General features: G+C 67.1%; 9 protein-coding genes. All 9 read left to right on the forward strand.

Annotated features, from left to right (window positions below; genetic code table 11):
- The first annotated feature begins 22 nt into the window (after nt 1-22).
- Complete coding sequence (locus ABMY26_RS04180) at nt 23-796, forward strand: L-iditol 2-dehydrogenase (protein ID WP_372394234.1); 774 nt, start codon at nt 23-25, stop codon at nt 794-796.
- Nucleotides 797-841: 45 nt separating this feature from the next.
- Nucleotides 842-2317, forward strand: coding sequence for a mannitol dehydrogenase family protein (locus ABMY26_RS04185; RefSeq protein WP_372394235.1), 1476 nt, complete (start codon nt 842-844; stop codon nt 2315-2317).
- 47 nt (nt 2318-2364) lie between these two features.
- On the forward strand, nt 2365-3372 hold the full coding sequence (locus ABMY26_RS04190; protein ID WP_372394237.1) for a PfkB family carbohydrate kinase: 1008 nt from the start codon (nt 2365-2367) through the stop codon (nt 3370-3372).
- A gap of 407 nt (nt 3373-3779) precedes the next feature.
- The gene (locus tag ABMY26_RS04195) at nt 3780-4604 is read left to right on the forward strand and encodes a hypothetical protein (RefSeq protein WP_372394239.1); all 825 of its coding nucleotides are present in this window, start codon (nt 3780-3782) and stop codon (nt 4602-4604) included.
- Nucleotides 4605-4713: 109 nt separating this feature from the next.
- Complete coding sequence (locus tag ABMY26_RS04200; RefSeq protein ID WP_372394241.1) at nt 4714-5394, forward strand: hypothetical protein; 681 nt, start codon at nt 4714-4716, stop codon at nt 5392-5394.
- 124 nt (nt 5395-5518) lie between these two features.
- A complete protein-coding gene (locus ABMY26_RS04205; protein WP_372394244.1) occupies nt 5519-9052 on the forward strand; it encodes a hypothetical protein in 3534 nt (1177 codons plus the stop codon).
- Nucleotides 9053-9078: 26 nt separating this feature from the next.
- The gene (locus ABMY26_RS04210) at nt 9079-21330 is read left to right on the forward strand and encodes a LysM peptidoglycan-binding domain-containing protein (protein ID WP_372394246.1); all 12252 of its coding nucleotides are present in this window, start codon (nt 9079-9081) and stop codon (nt 21328-21330) included.
- Complete coding sequence (locus tag ABMY26_RS04215) at nt 21299-21772, forward strand: hypothetical protein (RefSeq protein WP_372394248.1); 474 nt, start codon at nt 21299-21301, stop codon at nt 21770-21772. Before ABMY26_RS04210 ends, ABMY26_RS04215 begins: the two co-directional genes overlap by 32 nt.
- A complete protein-coding gene (locus ABMY26_RS04220; RefSeq protein ID WP_372394249.1) occupies nt 21690-22445 on the forward strand; it encodes an SDR family NAD(P)-dependent oxidoreductase in 756 nt (251 codons plus the stop codon). Before ABMY26_RS04215 ends, ABMY26_RS04220 begins: the two co-directional genes overlap by 83 nt.
- The last annotated feature ends 26 nt before the right edge of the window (nt 22446-22471 follow it).

A 22471-nucleotide genomic window follows, 5' to 3' on the forward strand; every position in this document is an offset into this window, starting at 1 on the left:
CCTGAAACCCCAGGAGAATCCCATGAGACGTCTCGACGGCAAATCGGCCATCGTCACCGGCGCCGCCCGCGGCATCGGCCGCGCTTTCGCCGCCGCCTATGCCGGCGAGGGCGCAACCGTCGCCATCGCCGACATCAATCTGGCGGCGGCCGAACGGGCGGCGGCGGAGATCGGCCCCGGCGCCTATGCGGTGGAACTGGACGTCACCGACCAATCCTCCATCGACGCCGCGGTCGCCCGGGTGGTGGAGCGGGCCGGCGGCATCGACATCCTGGTCAACAACGCCGCCCTCTTCGACCTGGCACCCATCGTCGAGATCACCCGCGACAGCTACGAGCGGCTGTTCTCGATCAACGTCGCCGGCACGCTGTTCACGCTGCAGGCGGTGGCACGGCGGATGATCGCGCAGGGACGCGGAGGCAAGATCATCAACATGGCCTCCCAGGCCGGCCGCCGCGGCGAGCCGCTGGTCGGCGTCTATTGCGCGACCAAGGCGGCGGTCATCAGCCTGACCCAGTCGGCGGGTCTGGACCTGATCAAGCACCGCATCAACGTGAACGCCATCGCCCCCGGCGTGGTGGACGGCGAGCATTGGGACGGGGTCGACGCCCTCTTCGCCAGACATGAAGGGCTGAAGCCGGGCGAGAAGAAGCGGATGGTCGGCGAGGCGGTGCCCTTCGGCCGCATGGGCCGGGCGGAGGATCTGACCGGCATGGCGATCTTCCTCGCCAGCGCCGAGGCCGACTACATCGTCGCCCAGACCTACAACGTCGACGGCGGCAACTGGATGAGCTGAAACCGTCCCTCTCCCGCCCCTACGATTTCCCGCAGGAACACCGCCATGACCATCCCCCTTTCCGCCGCCACCCTTCCGGCCGTTGCCGCCCGCGCCACGGTGCCGGCCTACGACCGTTCCGCGCTGTCCGCCGGCATCCTTCATTTCGGCATCGGCAACTTCCACCGCGCCCATCAGGCGGTCTATCTCGACAGCCTGTTCGGCCAGGGCCGCGACCATGACTGGGCGATCCTCGGCGCCGGCGTGATGCCGTCGGACCAGCGGATGCGCGATGCCCTGGAAGGGCAGGATTGGCTGACCACCGTCGTCGAGCAATCGGGCGCGCAGAGCCTCGCCCGCGTCACCGGCGCCATGGTCGGAATGCTGCCGGTCGGCGATGCCGACGCCATCGTCGACAAGCTGGCCGATCCGGCGATCCGCATCGTCTCGCTGACGGTGACGGAGGGGGGATACTACATCGATGCCTCCGGCGCCTTCGATGCCGGCCATCCCGCCATCCGTGCCGACATCGCGGCACCCGGCAAGCCCACCACCGTCTTCGGCCTGATCGTCGCCGGGCTGGCCCGCCGCCGTAGCGCCGGCACCGCGCCCTTCACCGTCATGTCCTGCGACAACATCCCCCACAACGGCGTCGTCACCCGCAACGCCGTGCTCGGCATCGCCCGGGCCATCGACGCGGAGCTCGCCGCCTGGATCGCCGAGGCCGTCGCCTTCCCCAACGGCATGGTCGACCGCATCACGCCGGCCACCGGCGAGCAGGAGCGCGACAGCCTGGCCCGCGACTTCGGGATCGGCGACGCTTGGCCGGTGTTCTGCGAGGACTTCACCCAATGGGTGCTGGAGGACCGCTTCTCATCCGGCCGCCCGGCGCTGGAGGCGGTCGGCGTGCAGTTCGTCCCCGACGTCACGCCCTTCGAGACGATGAAGATCCGCATCCTGAACGGCGGGCATGCGGTGATCGCCTACCCGGCCGGGCTGCTCGGCATCACCTTCGCCCATGAGGCGATGGAAACGCCGCTGATCCGCGCCTTCCTGCAAAAAATCGAGCGGGAAGAGATCATCCCCACCGTTCCGCCGGTGCCCGGCACCGACCTGGACGCCTATTTCGGCATCATCGAGCGGCGCTTCGCCAATCCCAAGATCAAGGACACCATCCGCCGCCTCTGCCTCGACGGTTCCAACCGCCAGCCGAAATTCATCGTGCCGTCGATCGCCGACCGGCTGAAGGCGGGTGCCGGCATCGAAGGGCTGGCGCTGGAATCGGCCCTGTGGTGCCGCTACTGCTACGGCGAGACCGAGGGCGGTGAGGCGATCGAGCCCAACGATCCCAACTGGGACCGCCTGGCCGCCGTCGCCCGCCAGGCCCGCAGCGAACCGGCGGCCTGGCTCGACATGGAGGAGGTCTATGGCGACGTCGGGCAGGCGCAGCCGTTCCGCGACGCCTTCACCGCAGCGCTGAATTCGCTCTGGGCCGAGGGCGCCCGGACGGTCCTCGCCCGCTATGCCGGCGGAACGCCGTGACGGTCGACGCCTCCGCCGACGGAACACATCGCAAAGGACAGCCAGCCATGACCGCTTTGCCGCAAGGCGACAGCGTCCCCGCCTCCCTGCCCGCTGCCCTGCCCGATGCGATCTGCATGGGCGAGGTCCTAATCGACTTCATGCCCGCCGGCCCCGGCCTTCGCCCCGGCGTCATCGGTGCCTTCGAGCCGGCGCCGGGCGGGGCGCCGGCCAATGTCGCGGTCGGGCTGGCCCGGCTGGGTGTGAACAGTGCCTTCCTCGGCCGCACGGCGGCGGATGGGTTCGGCCGGTTCCTTGCCCGGTCGCTCGCCGATGCCGGCGTCGATGTCCGTCGCCTGCGCCTCGCGCCGGACGCCAAGACCCCCGTCGCCTTCGTCTCCCTCGACGAGGCGGGAGAGCGGGAGTTCCTGTTCTATGGCGAGCCGATGGCCGGCTTTTCCTCCGCCGACCTCTACCTTGAGGCCGTCGCGGCGGCCAGGCTGCTGCATTCCGGCTCGATCGGGCTGATCGACCCGGCGGCGCGGGATGCAAGCCTGCTGGCGGTGGAGACGGCCCGCCGTCACGGGCTGCTGGTTTCCTTCGATGCCAACCTGCGCCTGTCGCTCTGGCCGGACCGCGACACCGCCGCCGGCATGATCCGCCAGGGCATCGCCGCCGCCGGCATCGTCAAGCTCAGCGACGAGGAACTGGAGTTCCTGACCGGCACGGCGGAACCGGACGCGGGCGGCCGGACCCTGTGGCACGACGGCCTGCGGCTGCTGGTGGTGACGCACGGCCGCAACGGCTGCAGTTTCCTGACCCGCGAGACCAGCGGCCATGTGCCGGGCATCGCGGTGGCGACGGTCGACACCACCGGTGCCGGCGACGCCTTCGTCGCGGCACTGCTGAGCGGCATTCTGGAGGATACCGGCACCGCCTTCACACCCGACCGCCTGCGCACCATCTGCCGCTTCGCCAACGCCGCCGGCGCCCTGACCACCACCTCCCCCGGCGCCATCCCCTCGCTGCCCGACCGCGACACGGTGAACCGGTTGCTGGACCGCCAGGGCACCTGACCCGGCGCTCCTCCCTCAGGATCGGCCGGCCGCCTCCTTCCGGCCGGCCGAAGCGATTCGGACCCAAGCGGATTTTCTGAACTCCGCCCACAGATGGACGGCGACCTGCCCCTTCGGCAGGCGCCGGCCTGCCGGAAACCGCAGCGACAACGACGACGCCGCCATCCCCAATATCCCCGGATGCTGCGACGGCCATGGCGGAATCCTCAGAAACACAGATTTGAATCTGAGCGAAAAATCGCTGAATTCAAAAATAATCCACACACTGGAAATCAATTTTAAAAATAATTATCTTTAGAGACAAGGCATATAGCATGCACTTGTATTTATTAAAAACAATAACATTTACTTGCTTTTTGTAATCCTGTGTGGCTATATATTCCGCATATAAGCCAAGGGCGATAATAATGGCAAAACCATTTCTCGCTATTCTATTATTTGCGGTTTATGGCTGCGTCGCCCACGCCAGTGCCAGCGGCGGGACGACCGTCGCACCCGACAGTTCCGTCATCAAATTGTCGATTCTCAACGTAACCAGCGAAACGGCGACCGTCGGATACCGGTCCCTGCCGGCCAATCGGCCAAAGACCTACGGCAATTTCCTGGCAATCTGGCAAGGGCGCATGATCCCGTGGCAGGCGCCACCGCTGTCGCGGATCACGATCCCCCAGGACACGGATTCCGGTTCGGTGGTGCTCAGCGGCTTCACGCTGACCAATCTCGATTATGTGATCGGATACGGCACTGGGCCGAACACATCCACCGTCGCGGCCTCGGTTCCGATCCCGCCCGACACCGGTTCCGACAACGACTCCGGTGCCGCCCCGGCTCCGGCGGGAAATTCCGTGACCATGTCGCTCGCCAGCCTGACCGCGGAGGCGGTTGCCGTGCGCTATGCGACGCTGCCGGGATACCTGCCATCCAGCTATGGGAACTGGATCGGCATCTGGCCGGGACAAATGTCGCCCTACAACCCCTTCAAACCCCTGGCCTGCGCCGATGTGGCCACCGACGCCAATCTCGGCACGGTCGCCATGAACGGCCTGTCGCTGGGGGCGGGAGAGACCTACACGCTGGTCTACTTCACCGGGCCGGCAGTTCCGGCATCGACCGGCAAACCCCCGCCGGGCTGCGCCGAAGCCTGGAGCGCCGGCGGCACTCCGGCACCCGACACCACCCTGGCCGCGGCAATGCTGGTCTTCCAGGCCGCCAGCCGCGCCAACACACAGTGACGACACACCGTAATCTGCGCCCACCGAATAGTCAGGGCGCGGACCCAGGCAGGATTTCCCTGCCGACAACCAGCAGGAAGATTCCTGCTCCACAATTGAGGACGGCCACATGGCAACGATTATTTCGAGCGCCCAGAACACCCTGGTCCTGACTCTTTTGAGCGATACCCTCCTTCAGGTCGATTACAATACCCTGTCGGGCAACATGCCGCAGACCTATGGCAACTACCTGGCGATCTGGCAGGACAACCAGGGCGTCATCCCTTACAATCAGACTGCCCAGAACACGACGCCGGTCGGTGGAAACACCCAGGCCGGTTCGGTCACTTTCCCCGTCACCTCGCTGAACGTCAACGGCTATGTCGTCACCTTCGCAGTCGGCAAGCAGTTGACGACGCCGGCGCAGACCTACGGCAACGCCTGCTCGACCGCGTTCCTGCCCCCCGGTTCCGGCCCCGTCACCTATACCCCGGGCTCGCTGTCCTACAACTCCAACGGCTCCAACAATCTCAACCTCAATTACGCCCTGCCGGTGGGCGACATGCCCAGCACCAACGGCGCCTGGGTCGGCCTGTGGAACGGCACGTTGGCCTCCTACACCTCGGCACCGACGGCCGGCGCCGCCGCCATCACCTCCACCTCGTCCAGCGGCATCGCCTTCATCAACGGCATCAGCCTCGGCCGCGGCGCCACCTACACCGCAGCCCTGTTCACCTCCGGCTGGAATGCCTCCACTCCGGCGGCGAGCGTGCTGACCAGCATGGCGGCGACCGTGACCTTCCAGATCTGATCCTGTCCGGTTCTCCGGCGGACGCAGGTTCTACCGTTCACGGGATCGGTCCGGCAGGCCTCCTCCTCCCCGGGAGGCGGCCTGCCGGGCGTTTCCTCGACCCCGCCACGACCGGAGAGCGCCCATGGATTTCTTCACCAAGCTCTATACCGACCGGCTCTACACCGCCCAACCGGGAGCCGGTTTCTTCTATTACGTGCTGCCGGCCGGCTGCACCACCTTCCCCGACGGCATCGGCCTGCAGGACGCGCTGTCATCCGCGGCCTTCCAGGGCAGCTTCGTCTATTCCGCCGGCGATCCGAACATCACCGCCGCCACCGCCGAGAGCTTCGTGGCGGCGATCGCCGGCGCCCTCGCCCAGTCCCAGGATTCCCGCGGCTTCGTCTGGCTGACCGACCCGGCCGCCATCAGCCCATCGACCTGCGCCATCATGAGTCTCAGCCCGGCGGGGGATGTGGGGGGACCGCTTGCCGCCCGGATCGTGCCGTCGCTGTCCCTGACCCTGACCGGCGGCATGACGGTGAGCCTGGACGGGACGACGCTGTCCCTGACCAATGCCAACGCCGCGTTCCAAGGGTCCGCCCAGCCGAACAGCACCCGGAGTCCGAACGCACGGTTGCCCTGCGACGGAACGCTGCGCGGCACCTTGCGGTTCGACAGCTTCATCCAGCGCCAATCCCTGTACGACGCCTGGAACTGGGGCTTCCAATACGCCTTTCCTTCCAGCGACGCCGATGTTTCGGCGGTGACAGCCCTGTGGCTGCCTTTTGCCGTCGGCAATCTGCCCAGTTCGGGCGACATGATCGGCTTCCACATCGCCATCGATCCCAGCGATCCCACGAACGCCTTTCTTCCGGCGCGCACCACGGTTGCCTTTTCAGGCGAGATCCTGAATCAACCCTCGGTCCCGGTGGCCCTGGCATCGGGATTCGCCACCACCACCGGCCTGCCGGTCTGGCTCTATCCCGTTCCGGGGCAGGTCGACGAAAATCCCGACACCGCCTATCTCGTCTTCAATCCGGGATGCCAGCCCGACCGCGTCGGCCCCACCAGTTTCCAGGCGGCGCCGGCCGGCGCCTATGAACTCGCGGTTCCCGACGCCCCGCCGGACAGCCGGACGCTGGGCATGATCGGCGGGCTGCTGGGAACCGAATACATCGACTTCCAGATACGCAGCGACAGCCAGGCCGGCGACCGGCTGTGGTTCGAGACCGGAAAGGCGGCCCTGGCACCCCGCTTCCCGTTTCCGGCAGCCTCGCCGGTGTCGGCACCGACCGATCCATCGGCGCCGCTGCTGGAAAGCGGCTTCGTCACCTCCTGGGCGACGGTGGTTGCGGCGCAGGGCGACGGGCCGGTGCCCTATGTCGCCCAGCCCAAGGGATCGCCGCTGCTGGGCCGCGACCCGGTGATCTACGCCTCCTACCCCAGCCTGTTCGGCGCCATGGATCCGGCTGTGGCGCTTCCCGCCGCGACCAGCCCGTTTCCGCTCGCCCCCTACACCCTGGCCAGGGCCGGCGACGGCGTCGTCAGCTTCGACGCCAGCCAGATCGCCAGCTTCGAAAGCCAGGTGCTGGCCGCGACGCGGCGGTCGGCGATCGGCGATACCGGCGGCAGCACCGCCCTGAAGGCTGCCGCCGTCAAACCGTCCTTCTTCAAATCGGCTTCCCTGTCCCGCGGCGGCAGGATAGCCGCACTGGCGGCCGGGGCCGGGCAGGATGTGGTCACCACCCCGTCCGGGCAGCTGGTGACGCTGGCGGCGGATGGCAGCTGGGAGGAAATCCTTCTCGGCAGCAACCTGGCGGCGGCAAGCAACGGCACGCTGGCCTTCCTGCAACCCGGCTCAGACCTGCAGCAGGCCTTCTCCACCGGGGATCTGTTCCTGGTGATCGCCAACGCCACCCGGCTGGGCAGCACGGATCCCGATGCCTCCGGCCCCCGGTTCCTGAACGGCATGACCATCGGCGATTGGCTGCTGACCGCCAATGTCGGCTACAATTCCTATAACGACTACAGCAACGTGATCATCGTCAAGGGCTGCAAGGGCGCGCTCTACGATCCCTCCTCCGACGCGACCAAATCGGCGAGCCTGGTGTCCTCACAGGACAAATGGACGATGGCCACCGATTTCGCCGCACCGAGCGATCTCGACCCGGCCGACGGCTCGCTGCCGCCCGGCCCGCCGGATCCGGCCGAACTGCCGGTGCTGTCGACCTGGCTGCGCTCCTATTTCCAGGCCGCCAGCGAACAGGCCGATACCGAGTATTTCGGCACCTTCAATGCGATCGCGCGCAATCCCGACTGGACCGGCATCCTGATCCTGGCGATGGATTGCGGCCTGCCGTCCGACCTTGCCGGTCTGGCGGCGGGAATCACCGATCCCGGCGCGTTCATGGCGCACCATCTGGGCATCGAGGTCAGCCCGGTCGCGAACGACCCCGCGGCCACCAGCATCGCCCTGTCGTCGTCCAGTTCGATGTTCGGGCTGATCTATTACGAGGATCCGGACTATATCGCGCCCGCCGCAGGGCAGACCGTCACCCCGGTGCCGGTCGCCGAGGGGGCGGATTACGATTTCCGGGTGCTGACGCTGCGGGTGCTGTTCGAGAACACCGCGGTCAAGCTGTTCCAGAGCTATGCCCAGGTGACGCTCAATTCCCTGTTCGGCATGCCGGTCGAACGGATGGGCGCGGATGGCGGCAACGATGCCAACGCCGTCATCCTGAAGGGAACCTACGTCAACAACAACGGCACGCCCATCTACAGCATGGGGGCGCTCTACACCACCACCTATTATTTCGACAACAACGTCTTCAACAAGGTCGAAATCGACTCCGCGCAGATGAGCACGGTCGATGACGGAACACAGACCGGCATCCTCGAAAGCCTGTTCAGCTTCAGCGGCTATCTCGATTTCAAGCTGGTGCGGACGGCGGAAGGCATACCCTTCGACGTGTTCTCCTTCGGCAGCCCGGACGGCCAGGACAGTCTGCGCCAGGGACTGCACTATGCGAATCTGGGCTTGCAGCTGACCTCGCCGGCGGCGACGCCGACCATGACCGATTTCCGCTTCGTCACCGACCAGATCACCTTCGACATCGTGACCAGCACGCCCCGGCCGGGATGCCTCTACACCAACTTCGCCCTGACCCTGAACGGGCTGACCTCCGGCAGCGCCGACGCCGCGCCCGAAGCGTCGAACTGGCTGACCGTGATCCCCGATGCGGTGTTCAGGGGTGTCGGCGGCGCGGAATGGTACGGGCTGAGCTACCGGCTGGACATGGGAACGCCGGGCGCGCTGGCCGGCAAGGCCAAGCTGACCTCCCAACTGCTGACCGTATGGTCCACCGACGGCAGCGGGACGGACTCCTACAACGCCATGGTCGGCATCCAGCTGCCGGGCACCGGCGGCGGAGCCAAGCTGATCAGCCTGCAGAATGTGCTGAAGCTGTCGGTCAACCAGATCTGGCTGGCCTATGACCCGGACCAGTCGTCGTTCCTGCTGATGCTGACCGACATCGCCCTGCGCTTTCTCGGGTTGCTCAAGATCCCGCCGAGCGGCTCCACCCTCTTCTACCTGTTCGGAAACCCCGAATCCGGGGGCAAGCCGTCGGGACTGGGCTGGTACGCCCTCTACAACAACGAGCCCGACAATTCCTGACCTGCCGCGGACCGGGGAGAAACGCCATGTCCTTCACCGAACTTCTCGCCCAACTGATGCTGGGCGCCCCCGAAAGCGAACAGCAGGCCACCGAGGGCGCCGCGGCCTTCGGCACCTTCCTCAACGCCCAGCAGCAGATCCGGGTCTATGTGGACAACACCCCCAACATGGGGCATCAGGCCACGACCATCCATCTGCTGAAGCGCCTGATCGACCTGTACCATTACACCGGCCAGGTGCGGATCGTCTGGGCGCCGACGGCCAATGAGCAAGGCGGGATCAACGACACCGCCCGCAAGCTCGGGCTGCTGCTGACCGGCCTCGATCCGCGCGTCATCGATGATGCCACGATCGCCTATGGAAGCTGCCAGGACATCCAGTTCATCAAAGCGAGCGCGCCGGGCGACAAGCTGAACGCGCGTGTCGCATTCGGAGTGACCGGAGGGGCTGACGACCTGACGGCGAATTACGCCCAAACCACCAATGTCACGGCGTTCCTGCGCCTGCAGCCCTTCGCCTGGAGGCTGGAAAACGGGAGCTTCGTTCCCAGCCAGATCGAATTCCATCCCGACGATGGACGTGCCACGGTCCGGATCGGCGATCTGTCGAACACCATCAACCTCCTGCCCTACAAGTTCGACGCGGCTGCGGTCACCACCGTCTCCCCGGCGGTCTGGGACTGGTATTGCGGGCAGGACTGGAATCCCACCCTGGCCACCAGCACCGGCTATGCCCGGAGCCTGCTGACCGCCAGCACGGATCGTGGCGCCCCGATCTGGCCAGCCTATGGGCTGCACCAGTTCGATGTGTCGGAGATGTTGCTGAACATCGCCGTCATCGGCGGCAGTTATCAGAAAAGCTTGGGATTTCAGGGGCCGCCGATCGTTATCCCCCTGCTGAACAAATTCGATGCCAACAACTTCCGTTACCTCGATCCATACATATCGGGCGCCGACGGGTCAACGGATACCCTGAACAATAGAATAAAAGAAGATTATGGATATGACCTGACCACCAAGAACCAGAAGATAAACTTCAATAAATTCCTAACCCAACTGGACAAATACAAAGAAGATAATCATGCAAGCGCGAACGTGAAACTGCTCAAAGACGGGTTCACTGCCGAGACCGTTTCACAGGAAATAAACAGCCTCAATAACGGCGAAATTCTGATGGTCGCCATCGGCAGCGTGCCACAGGACGTCTATAATTGCCTGTTCACATCGCCCTTGCCACCGCTCTTTGAAGGACAGGGCACATCGAGCCTGGTCATTTCGCTCGGCACCCCCTATTTCCAGATGCCGAAGCAGGGAAAGAACGGCAACAATTACCCGAGCGCTCCCCCGGTTGATCTTCCGGCAGGACTCCCAACGAGATGCAATCAAACCGCGGAGAAAATTCGCCTTTCCTACAATAATTACCTGATGTTCAGCCCGGCGGCCGATTTAGAGAGCAACGTTGATTCCATTGTTTCTTTTATGAATGACCTCAACAACGCCCACAGCGATCTCAGTGCATATTTTCAGGGCCTTCTTGCATATTATTCACAGGATATTCACGACAAACTGACGCTGGGACTGATCGCCTACCAATCCCAGACCGCGGTTCAGCAGGAACCGAATATCGTCGCCTTGTCGGCGCCGTCCCGGACCCGCCTGTCCGTCGAAGAGGATTCGACGACGACGCTGGCCGGCATCTACGACAGCCTGACCGCCGCATGGTCCGATGGGACGCTGGACCTGCTGGCGGCGATGGCAGGCTCGGAATTCGCCGATTTCTGGCGGCCCGTCGTGGGATCGACCTTCCTGGTGACGGTTGCGCTGGAGGACATCACCGAGACCAAGGACGATGACGGCGAGGTGACGGAGGTGTCCGTCGCCGACGCCTCCACCCTGGCTTTCGGCACCCCCTTCTCGCTGGGTCTTGTGTTCACCGCTCCCAACAAGGGACCGATCCTGTCCAGGCTGAGTTGCCGGGCCACACAGGTCTGGTCGATCGACGGCGCTCCGTGGATCCAGTTCGCCGATCCCGGCTTCGACCTGACGGTGACGGAGGCGCTGACGCCGGTGCAGGGCGGCCTGGTCGGCACGGTGGTCGGCGGCGCCACGCTCGCCATGGAGATCCGCTATCCGGTCGAGGAGAACCGCTGGGTCGTCACCGGCGTGTTCGAGGCGCCCTACCCCTCGATCGGCAGCTTCTTCCAGATGGCCGGCGGCCTCAACCTCGTGCAGAGCCTGCCGTCGCCGCTCAACGCCCTGTCCGGTTTCGGTCTGCGGGAAGCCCAGTTCGTCTACAACCAGACCGATGTCGCCATCGATTATTTGACATTCACCTTCTCGACGGACTCGCCGTGGATTCTGTTGAAGGATCCGGCCATCGCGCTCACCCCCACCGTCGTCTACACCATCACCGCGCCCGGCGATCTGGCGAACCGGAGCTGGAAGATCAATGCGACCGGCGAATTCACCATCGGTGCCGGCACGGTGACCATCAGCACCCAATATCCGGAGTTCCAGGTATCCGGCGCGCTAACCGACGGCCAGATCATGATCGCCGATCTGGTCAAGCTGCTCGGCGCCGTGCTGGACGTGGATGCCGCCGTCACCGGGTTCAATTTCTACGTCTACCCAACCACCGGCTTCTTCGGCGTGACCGCAGACGCCCTGCTCCAGGCGCCGGTGACGATCGGCGACGTCACCCTGTTCGAGCTGGAGACGCTGGGGGTCGACACCAGCGGCGGCGACGGGCGCTATGTGGTGACGCTGCGCGGCACCACAGTCATCCTGCCGGAGACGGCCGCGGAATTCTCGCTGAGTCTCAGCGCCACCTTCGAGCTTCCCGGCGCCTGGACCTTCGCGGGCCAGCAGACCGACGGCACCTCGGTGTCGCTGACCGCCCTGCTCGACTATTACCTGGGCTGGGATACCGGCAGCACCGACCCCTACGGCATCGCCGGGCTGGCGCTGTCCTTCGACACCGGCACCGGGGCGTGGTCGTTCGAGGGCGGCACCGACGGACCGTGGAGCGTGCCCTTCATCCCCGACATCAAGGTCGCCGGGCGGTTCAACTGCGGAAGCCGCGCATCGGAGGAAACCGACGGGAAACTGGAATCCTATGGCCGCATCGATCTGGACTGGCTGTGGAACGGCATCGCGCTGACCGTCTGGTACGATTACCAGCCCGGCGCCACCTCGTTCGGCATCACCTGGGGCATGCTGTCGGGGACGGTCTCCTACGATGCCAAGACCGGGGAATACACGTCGAAACTGGGCTTCACCGACACTGTGACCGTCGGGTCGCTGATCGCGACCATGATCGAATGGCTGACCGGCTCGTCCTTCACCCTGGAAGCGCCATGGGACGTGGTGAACCAGATCAGCCTGAGCGGCGTGTCGCTGGTCTATGTCTTCAACCCCAAGGACAGCAGCCGCAACCGCGTCAGTTTCGACCTGTCCATCGGGCCGCTCGACCTCGGCTTCGCCCGCATCGACAGCATCTCCGCCTCCTACCTGTCGAAGGGCGAGGACCGCGGCGTCAATGTCTCGCTCAAGGGGCTGTTCACCTGGAACATCGGTGACGGGGCGCAGGGGGACACCGGCACGCTCGGCCCCTGGGACGCCAGCGAGCCGGGGGCGGCGCCGGCCCCGCCGGGCCAGGGCAACAAATATCTCGACCTGCGCATGATGGCGCTGGGACAGCGGGTGACGGTCAAGGGGCTGACCGACGCCACCACGGTGCAGGACGCCATCGCGCTGATGACGACCCTGCCGGACCCCAGCCCCGGCACCCTGCCGCCCCTGGTGTTCGACGCCGCGTCCGACTGGATGGTCGGGCTCGATTTCGGCGTGCTGAAGCTGAGCGAGGAGGAGGGGGCCGGAGACACCGGCACCGGCTATTTCCTGACGCTCCAGACCGTCTTCAACGATCCCAACTTCTACGCCCTGCGGCTGGCGCTCGACGGCTCGATGGCCAAGGTGTTCAAGGGGCTGGATTTCCAGATCATCTACCGCCAGATCAGCGATACGGTCGGGGTCTATTCCGCCCAGATCGCCCTGCCGACGATCATGCGCCGCATCGATGTCGGCGCCTACACCATCACGCTGCCGGAATTCGCCATCTCGGTCTACACCAACGGCGATTTCCAGATCGATGTCGGGTTCCCCTGGAACAACGACTTCAGCCGCTCCTTCACCGTCGAGGCCATCATCCCGCCGGGCATCCCGATGCTGGGGTCCGGCGGCTTCTATTTCGGCAAGCTGTCCAGCGCCACCACCTCGCTGGTACCCGTGGCGACCAACGGCACCTTCAATCCGGTCCTGGTCTTCGGCTTCGGCCTCCAGCTCGGCCTCGGCAAGTCGGTGGAGTACGGCATCCTCAGCGCCTCCTTCAGCCTGACGGTGTTCGGCATCCTCGAAGGCGTGCTGGCGACCTGGAACCCCTATGACGGCGCCGGCTCGACGCTTCCCGCCGGGCAGTTGCAGGGGGCCTATTACTTCAAGCTGTCCGGCACGCTTGGCATCCTCGGCAAGCTGGACGGCAGCGTCGATTTCGGCATCATCAAGGCCTCGGTCTCGGTCGAGATCGCGGTGATGGTCCAGCTCGCCTACGAGAGCTTCGTGTCGATGACCTTCACCGTCCTGGCCTCGGTCAAGGTCAAGGCCAGCGTGCGCATCAACCTCGGCCTGTTCAAGATCACCCTGCATTTCAGCTTCTCGATGAGGGTGAAGGAATCCTTCACCGTCGCCAACACCGGCACGCCGCCCTGGCAGGTGGCCGCCACGACCACGACCCAGACGGCGTCGCTGCTGAGCCGCCCGGCGGCGTTGCGCACCTCTGCGCTGCGAAAGGCGGCCCGGCCGGCGGCCCAATCGGCGGAAAGGACGCTGCTGGCGACCGCGGAAAGCGGCCCGACCTGGACCAACCTGCAGCCGGCCGACCGCAAGGCCCCGCTGTCCGGCTACACCGCCATGGGGCTGACCGGGGCCAGGAACGAATGGCCGGACGATTCCACGCAGACGCCCTGCTGGGTCGCCATGCTGTTCATCGACAGCGTCGCCCCATCCGACGGCACCACCACCAGCACGGATACGGGCGACACCTCGTTCGAGGCGCTGGCCAAGGCGGTGGCGCGCTGGGTGATCGCCGCGATCCAGCCGGCGCCGCTGACCAGCGATCAGGTCGATGCCCTGGTGATCGCCGAGGCCGACCTCGACGCGCTGCTCGACACCACCCTGGTCAGCACCGACGACAACCCGACCCCTATTCCCATCGACGCCATCGACCCGTTCTTCGACGGCCAGTTCGTCATGACGGTGGCGCTGCCGCCGGACGAGGACGGATCCGCCACCGCGACCTATTTCCCGATGCCGGGCGCGGTGACGATGACGGTGCCCGCCTATGGCGCCGACTATGACGGCGTCTCCTACGCCTTCGGCGACTACAACGCGATCTCCTCGGCGGGGCTGGCGGAGCTGCGCGCCTATTTCAACGCGCTGGCCGTCCAGAGCGAGGAAAGCGGTGACACGGCCGCGATGGCGGCCCGCAACAGCGGCACCGACGACAGCACCTCCATGGCCGAGTGGATCCGCAGCGACTACATGCTGCTGATCGCCCGCCAGATGATCCAGGCGATGCGCGACGGTCTGCGCGACTTCACCCACCCCATCGACGCCGCCACCACGCCCCAGGCGCTGGTCGAGTCCGTGAATAGCACCGGCCAGCTGTTCGGGGATGCTGCGGTCAGCGTCGCCGACCTGTTCACGGCCAATCCCACCCACGCGCTGGCCGCCGGAAAGACGCTCGGCATCGGCACCATCCTGACGGCCCCCGTCCCGTCGCCCAGCTTCAACGATCTGGCCCTGGACTATGCCGCCGACGGCGTGACCGGCAGCAGCCTCGCCACCGCCAACGCGGCGGCGGCCGGCATCCTCACCGCCGGGGCCGTCGTCTCCTGGCCCGGTCACGAGCCGGCCACCTGCACCGTCACCGCCGGCGACACGCTCTACGACATCGCCGACGCCTTCGATGCGCTGCTCGCCGATCTGTTGAGCGAGGCGGATGTGCTGGACCAGCCGGGGCTGCCGGCCTCCGGCGCGGCGCTGCTGGTGCCGCTGATCACCGCCTCGGCCCTGTCGGGGGACAGCTTCACCACCATCGCGCAGCGCGAGCCGTTCGCTGCCGGCGGCTTGACCCCGGCCGCCCTCGCGCTGGCCAATGCGGGCAGCCAGATCCTGCGGACAGGCGCCAAGGTCGCCTACCCCGACAAGGCGCCGGTCACGGTCGAGCCGCGCCAGGGGCTGGGCGACGTCGCCCACAGCCTGGGCGTCAGCCTGGACGACCTGCTGGCGAAAAGCGGAGTGCTGACCCAAACGGACCTGCTGGCGACCGTGGCGGTGCTGGCACTGCCGGTCCTGGCCATCGTCACCGCCGACGGCGACACGCTGACCGACATCGCCGCGCGCTACGGCACGACGGCGGCGGCGCTGGGCACCCTGCCCGCCAACCGGACCATTGCCGGCCTGTTCGCGCTCACCGACGCCTCGGGCACCGACATCGGGACGCTCGACCTGCCGCACCTGCCCCGATATCAGGTCGCCGCCCTGATCGACGAGGCGCAGCGGTCGCAGGCAATCGCCAATCTGTCCGGCATGGCCTCGCGCTACTACCTGCAGGGGCTGCGCCTGCCGACCGACGGCATCACGCCGAACACCGCCGGCATGTGGGTGCGCGACATCGGCGGCACCCTCACCCTGCCGCCCTTCGCCGGCCTGTTCGCCCTGACCGGCCAGCAGATCCCGCTGCCGGCGGCGATCACCGCGACGCCCTTCACGGTCGAGCTGACCCGCGCCGCCGGGCCGGCCTGGCTGCATTTCGCCGATGCCGCCGGCGCCACGGTCGATACCCTGTCGATCACGGTGGCCGCCGGTTCCGCGGATGCCGACCGGATCACCAGCATCGCAGCCTGCCTCACCGCCCCGCTCGACATCCCGCTGCTGGCGCTGGGCACCGGAGCGGTGGCGCAGAGCACCGCCGCCACCTATCCGCTGTCCAGCATGACGGCGTGGCTCAGCGCCGATCTGGTCGACCTGCCGAACGGCATCCCCGGCGACGGCAATCAGACGCTGCGGCTGTGGACGCTGCCCGACAGCCTGACCGCCCTGCCCGACCCGGCGACCCGGCGGATCGACCCCCGCTTCGCGATCATCCTCAGCCGCTACGACGAGGCGTCGGGATCGACGGTGGACGGGCCGGTTGGCGCCTATGGCTGGGCCTCGGCCATCGCCTTCACGGTGCGCAAGGTGCCGGCCATCGAGGGCAGCCCCGCCTCCGCCACCACCTACGAGGTCATCGGCGCCGACGACGAGGGCATCGTCATCCTGGAACGCCTGCTCGACCAGTTGCAGAGCGACAATGGCGCCATCGCCAGCCTGCGGGTGGCGTTCGTCATGGGCGGCGGGCTGCAGAGCGATGCGGAGGCGGCGGTGACCATGGGGATTTCCCAGGCCAACCTGTCGACCCAGACCAACCCGCCGGCAAGCATGACGGCGCGCGCCCTGACCGCGACCGCCACCACCGGGCTCGGGCTCTTGAACACCAAGCTCGACTTCCTGCGCCTGCTGTGGGAGGCGAGCATCACGCGGTCGGGCGGCTTCTATCTCTACTATTACGACCAGACCGACGCCCGCGGCCTGCCCGACGACGCCTTCAACGACAAGGGCGAGGCGTCGCTGACGGCGATGGTGCTCTATGCTGCCCCGGTGCAAGCGGCGCAGCAGAACCGGCTGACCGATTACATGAACGCCGTGGTGACCGGCGGCGGCTTCGACATCGGCAGCGCCTCGGTCAACGCCAAGGCCGATCCCCAGACCGATCCTCCGCTCACCGTGACCGCCACCGCCGCCGACACGCTGGCGGATCTGGCCTACGGCTATTTCGCCAATCTCGGCGATCTGGCGGAAGCCAACGCCGGGCTGGCGCTGACAGCGGGCACGGTGCTGACGGTGAGCGAGGGGCTCTACCAGCCGCCGCCGGGCTCCCCACAGTCCCTGGCCAGCATCGCCACGCGGTTCGGCACCAGCGTCGCCGCCCTCCAGGCGGCCAACGGCGGCACCCTGCCCGATCCGGCCGCCTTCCCGCTGGCCATCCGGCTGCCGACCCTGTCGCTGACGGCTGGAACCTCGACGCACAGCGCCAGCCTGGAGGACATCGCCGGATGGTACGGAATGGATGTGGTGGCACTCGCCAGCCACAACCGATCGGTGGCGGGCCTGTGGACCGGCCGGACGGTGGTCCTGCCCGAAGGTCCGGTCACGGTGACCGGCACCGTGGATGTCGGCACCGCCGCCCTGCTTGCCCTGCGCGAGGTGCCGCCCGAAGAGGCGGCAACCCCGGCCAGCGGGACCGACACCGCCTGGGCGACGGCCTATCTGCTGAACGACGTCTCGCTTCTCGGCTGCCGGATCTACGGCAACGCCGATTTCACGGAAAGCCCGGTCAGCCTGCCCTTCGGCCCGACCTCGCCGGACGACGACACCGGCGGAGAGGAGTACGGCAGCATGACAACCGCCGCCTTCGGCAAGGTGGCGGCTCCGGAGGTGGCGACCGCCGGAGAGCCGGATTGGGAGTTCCGGCAGAACATCCCCTATTCCTCCTACGCCCGCACCGGCAGCGGCGACAGCCCCTATGACGGCGTCGGCGGCATCCTCCAGGTCACCTTCTCCTGGCAGGATCTCTACGGCAACCAGATCGACACCACCCTGTCGGAGGCATCCGCCGGCAGCACGGGACCATACAACCAGCCGCCGGTCATCGTCGGCTACACCGACGCCCTGCTCGGCCTCGGGCAATGGCCGACCCTGTCGTCGAACTGGCTGGTGGAAAGCGCAGAGGGCGGCGGCGCCCGGATCACCCTGACCCTGTCCTTCGCGCAGGCCAGCTACGACGGCCTGCTGATGGCGGTGCCGCAGACGGCGACGACGGTGCTGGCCACCTTCACCCAGCCCCTGGACCCCGCCGGCGCGGCCAGCGCCGCCAACTACAGCCTGACGGTCGATGACGGTTCGGTCAGCCTGGATCTGACGTCCGCGGTGCTTCAGCCCGGCGGCCTGTCGGTCCTGCTGACCCTTGCCTCCGCCTTCGCCGATGGCGACGTCGCGATGCTGACCGTCAACGGCCTGACCACCGCCACCGGGGATGGGGTGTCCGGCTGGGCCGGCTTCTCCTATCCCGATGCGGTGGAGGCGCGGGGATCGGGCGTGCAGTCCAGCGCCGCCCAGGCCCAGCGGACCTACAGCAGCCTGCGCAACCAGTTGAACGACCCCAACGGCATCAGCCTCGGGGTGTCGATGTCGCTGCTGGTGGATGAGGACGGCAGTCCGCTGGTCACGCCGCTGTCCGCGGACGAGGTGACGGCGCTGAAGACCTGGCTGTTCGATGGCACCGGGGGCACCGGGGGCACCACCAGCATCCTGGCCTTCGTCACCGACCGCGCCACCTTCGGGACCGGCGTCGCGGCGCCGCCGCCCGCCCAGGAGATCGCCCTGCCGATCACGGCGTCCAGTGTCACCCAGGCTCAGATCGTCGAGCTGCAACTGACCTTCACCGTCACCCGCACCGGCGGCAGCGTCTGGGGCGACCTGCAGAGCGTGGCGGGCATCCGCAGCGCCTCCACCATCGTCCCGCCCCTGACCAAGGGCGACACCAGCAGCAGCCTCGCCCTGTCGGCCTTCGCCGCCGCCATGGAAGAGGCGCTGTCCCAGCCGGGCAGCTTCCTGATCCGCGTGGCCACCGGCGCCGACCGGACTGCGTCGGTGAGCACCGCCGACAACAGCGTCTGGGCGGTGCGTGTGGGCGAGTCGGCGGGACAGGCGATCTCCTATGCCCTGTCGTCGCCGCCGGACGATCCGGCGATCTTCGCCCCAAGGCCGGTGTCGAACCGGCTGGAGAGCCGGTCGGGCGTCCCGATCTACCGCTATTCCACCGGCCAGGGCCTGTCGCAGACCGGTGTTCCCACCGACTTCACCAACGTCGACATGGACAGCTGGACCGGCCAGCTGTTCGCGGCGGTGGATGCGGTGCTGACCCCGAAATTCCTGCCCGCCATCCAGATCCTCGACAAGCTCTCTCCCGGCGGCCGGCTGGAGACGCTGCTGGACTACAAGGACGATCTGGCCGCCATCACCAGCGAGCTGATGGAGCCGGTCTATGCCGATCAGGCCGGCGCCGACCCCGCGGACGCGCGTGAGGCCTTCTATCAGGAACTGCTCGCCCAGCTCTCCAACGCCTATACGGTCAAGGCCGCGCTCGGCTTCACCGCCGCTGTCTCCGGCGCCGTCACCGGGGACGAGGTTCCGCCCCGCCTCTACGGCGCGACGGCGGTCAATCCCCAGATGACCGCCGCCACCGTCGCCGAGGAATCGGCCCGCTCGGTCACGGTCTGGTTCAGCACCGCCATGGCCGCCGACCAGGCCGGGTCGCCCGGCTCCTACACGCTGTCGGGCGGGTTGGAGGTCGTCGGGGCGGTCATCGCCTCCGATGGGCAGAGCGTGACACTGAGTCTGAACGGCGATGTCGAAGCGGGGACGACCACCGTCACCGTCGACGGCGCGGTGACCGACACCCTGGGCTGGCCGATCCAGCCGCCGCTGACGATGACGGTGACCTCCGGCGCCTCGACGCCGCTGGCCTCGACCCTGTCGCTGTCTGCGCCGAAGCTGTCGCTGGAAACGGCGGCGGCCCAGCCGCTGACCGTCATGGTTTCGGCACCGGGCATCCTCCACGACGACAGCGGGGCTGCCGTCTCCGAGATCGAGTTGAACCTGCGCTATTACGGCAGCAGCATCGAACACCAGATCGGCAGCCTGTCGGGCATCGAGAATTACGAGGCGTCGAGCTGGCTGAGCTTCGTGATCTCCCAGCCGTCCGGCCCGCTGACCGTCGATCTCGGCCGGTTCCCGGTCCCGATGGTCCTGCGCAGCTTCCCCACCACCCCCGACCTGCCGGCACAGACGGCGACGGGCACCCCGCAGGCCGATGCCGACGAGCTTTCGGAGATCCTGGTCTGGACGCTGGATGCGACCTATTCGCTGCCCTACCACTATCCCCAGGACCGCGTCCACGCAACGGTGGAGTTCAACATAGCCTCGCCGATGATGGCCTTCGCCTCGTTCCTGGATGCCTTCAACGCCCTGGCCCAGTTCGTGACGGTGTTCCCCTCGGTCCAGGCCGACCTCGACACCTGGCTGGCGGGCATCGATGCGTCGATCGACGCCGCCGATGCTGAGGGCAAGCTGCAGATCGACAACGCCGCGACGGCGCTCGACAGCATGTTGCAGATGGTCGGCGGCATCGTCGAGGCATCGGGAGGCGGCGGCTCGTTCCGCGTCGCAAGTTCCGCGCCTTCGTCCGGTGTCGGCGATCCGTCCCTCAGCTATTCCTTCACGGTGGCGGAATCGTCGGTCGATTACGGGCAGACGCGGGATGCCCTGCTGGTCAGCATCGTCGGAGCGCCGCCGGACGGCATCGGCGTGCCGGCGATCCTGGTCGCACCGGACAGCTATGAGGCGGTCCGGGTCGACGGCACGGCAGCGGACACCTACAGCTACGTCTACCGCCGGCTCGGCACCGGCAACGACTACCTGCCGGCCAGCGACGGCCAATCCATCGCCGACCGGACGATCGAACTGCCCGGCATGAACATCCTCCAGCGCCAGGACGCCCAGACAAGCGTCTATCTGACCCGAAACGAGGAGTTGGTGGCCGGGCGGCCATCGGCGTCCAGCTTCGTGTACACCACGCCGGACGTGACCTTCGCCAACCCGGTGCTGCCGAGCGTCGACTGGGCCCAGGCGATCGACATCGCGGCCATCGGCAGCAGCACCGGCCCGGTCAGCCGGACGCTGACCGGCCAGCTCGCCAACCTGTTCACCGCCCTGCTGACCGGCGTCACCCTGCCGACCCTGTCCATCCAGGTCCGGACCGTCTACAGCTATGCCAAGACCAGCTTCGCCACCGTCGAACTGCCGGTGTTCATGCAGGCACCGCTGTCGGTCACGATCTCCGGCACCGGCGAGGGCACGCTGGACGCCATGATCGAGGCCTGGGCGGGAGCCATATCCCTGTGGTTCGCCACCAACCTGCCGTCCGGCACCGATGGCCGTCTCGCTTTCGACCTGAGGATCATGTCGGATCTGACCCGGCAGACCATGCCACTGGTGCATCTCGGCACCCTGACCCTGGATCTCGATTATGTGCAGCCGCCCCTGCCGACAGCCGGGTGACGGTTGCAGGCAGCCGAGCCATCCGCCTCTGCTCGGCACCGAACTGGAGGTCCCCGGCGGCATCCCGTACCTGTACCCGCCGGCCGAGGCGATCGGCACGCGGATGGGCGGGCCGGCAGTGCAGCTTGCCGATCCGCCGGCAGGGATGGACGGTCACGACCCGATGGGAGCCGTTGCCGATTTCGCGGGCACGGCGGCGCCGCTCCTGCGCCTGGATCTTGTGATCGCCGTGGACAGCTCGGCCGCGACGCTTCCCTGCCGCAGGAACAGGCAAGAACCACCGACGATCCGGCAACTTCGCGGGCGCCCGGTCGACGATGCTGCGGTCATCGCAACGCTCACCTCGACAGGGGATATCGATGACCAGCATTTCGATCGTCACCGGCGGCAGCCGCGGTCTTGGCCGCAATACCGCCATCGGCATCGCGCGTCACGGCGGTGACGTCATCCTCACCTATCGCGACGGCGCCGACAGGGCGATGGCCGTCGTCGCAGAAATCGAGAGCCTCGGGCGCAGGGCTATCGCCTTGCAACTGGACGTCGGCACCCTTTCCTCCTTCCCGGCCTTCGTCGAGAGCGTCCGTTCGTGCCTGAAGACGGGTTGGGGAAGGGACAGCTTCGATCATCTCGTCAACAACGCCGGCCATGGCGACATGGCCGGAATCGCCGAGACGACCGAGGCGCAGTTCGACAGCCTGTTCAACGTGCATGTCAAAGGCGTGTTCTTTCTGACGCAGGCCCTTCTGCCGCTCCTGGCCGATGGCGGCCGGATCGTGAACTTCTCCTCGGGCCTGACCCGGATCGCCTATCCTGGCTTCTCCGCCTATTCGGCGGCAAAGGGTGCGGTCGAGATTCTGACGCGCTACATGGCCAAGGAGCTCGGCAGCCGCGGCATCACGGCGAACGTTGTTGCACCGGGCGCTATCGAAACCGATTTCCTGGGTGGGGCCGTGCGGGACACCCCGGCCTACAACGAGGCCTTCGCTGCGATGACAGCCCTCGGCCGCGTCGGGCTGCCCGACGATATCGGTCCGGCGGTCGCGAGCCTGCTCGGCCCCGAGAACCGCTGGATCACGGCGCAGCGGATCGAGATATCGGGCGGCCAGAACATCTGATCGCGGACAGGCGCTTCCAGGCCGCG

The sequence above is a fragment of the Azospirillum sp. HJ39 genome, from assembly GCF_041507355.1.
GTDB lineage: Bacteria > Pseudomonadota > Alphaproteobacteria > Azospirillales > Azospirillaceae > Azospirillum > Azospirillum thiophilum.

What these genes read in the sequence shown, in the direction of transcription:
- ABMY26_RS04180 (WP_372394234.1), top strand. Translation starts at nt 23, where the DNA reads ATGAGACGTCTCGACGGCAAATCGGCCATCGTCACCGGCGCCGCCCGC.
- ABMY26_RS04185 (WP_372394235.1), top strand. Translation starts at nt 842, where the DNA reads ATGACCATCCCCCTTTCCGCCGCCACCCTTCCGGCCGTTGCCGCCCGC.
- ABMY26_RS04190 (WP_372394237.1), top strand. Translation starts at nt 2,365, where the DNA reads ATGACCGCTTTGCCGCAAGGCGACAGCGTCCCCGCCTCCCTGCCCGCT.
- ABMY26_RS04195 (WP_372394239.1), top strand. Translation starts at nt 3,780, where the DNA reads ATGGCAAAACCATTTCTCGCTATTCTATTATTTGCGGTTTATGGCTGC.
- ABMY26_RS04200 (WP_372394241.1), top strand. Translation starts at nt 4,714, where the DNA reads ATGGCAACGATTATTTCGAGCGCCCAGAACACCCTGGTCCTGACTCTT.
- ABMY26_RS04205 (WP_372394244.1), top strand. Translation starts at nt 5,519, where the DNA reads ATGGATTTCTTCACCAAGCTCTATACCGACCGGCTCTACACCGCCCAA.
- ABMY26_RS04210 (WP_372394246.1), top strand. Translation starts at nt 9,079, where the DNA reads ATGTCCTTCACCGAACTTCTCGCCCAACTGATGCTGGGCGCCCCCGAA.
- ABMY26_RS04215 (WP_372394248.1), top strand. Translation starts at nt 21,299, where the DNA reads ATGTGCAGCCGCCCCTGCCGACAGCCGGGTGACGGTTGCAGGCAGCCG.
- ABMY26_RS04220 (WP_372394249.1), top strand. Translation starts at nt 21,690, where the DNA reads ATGACCAGCATTTCGATCGTCACCGGCGGCAGCCGCGGTCTTGGCCGC.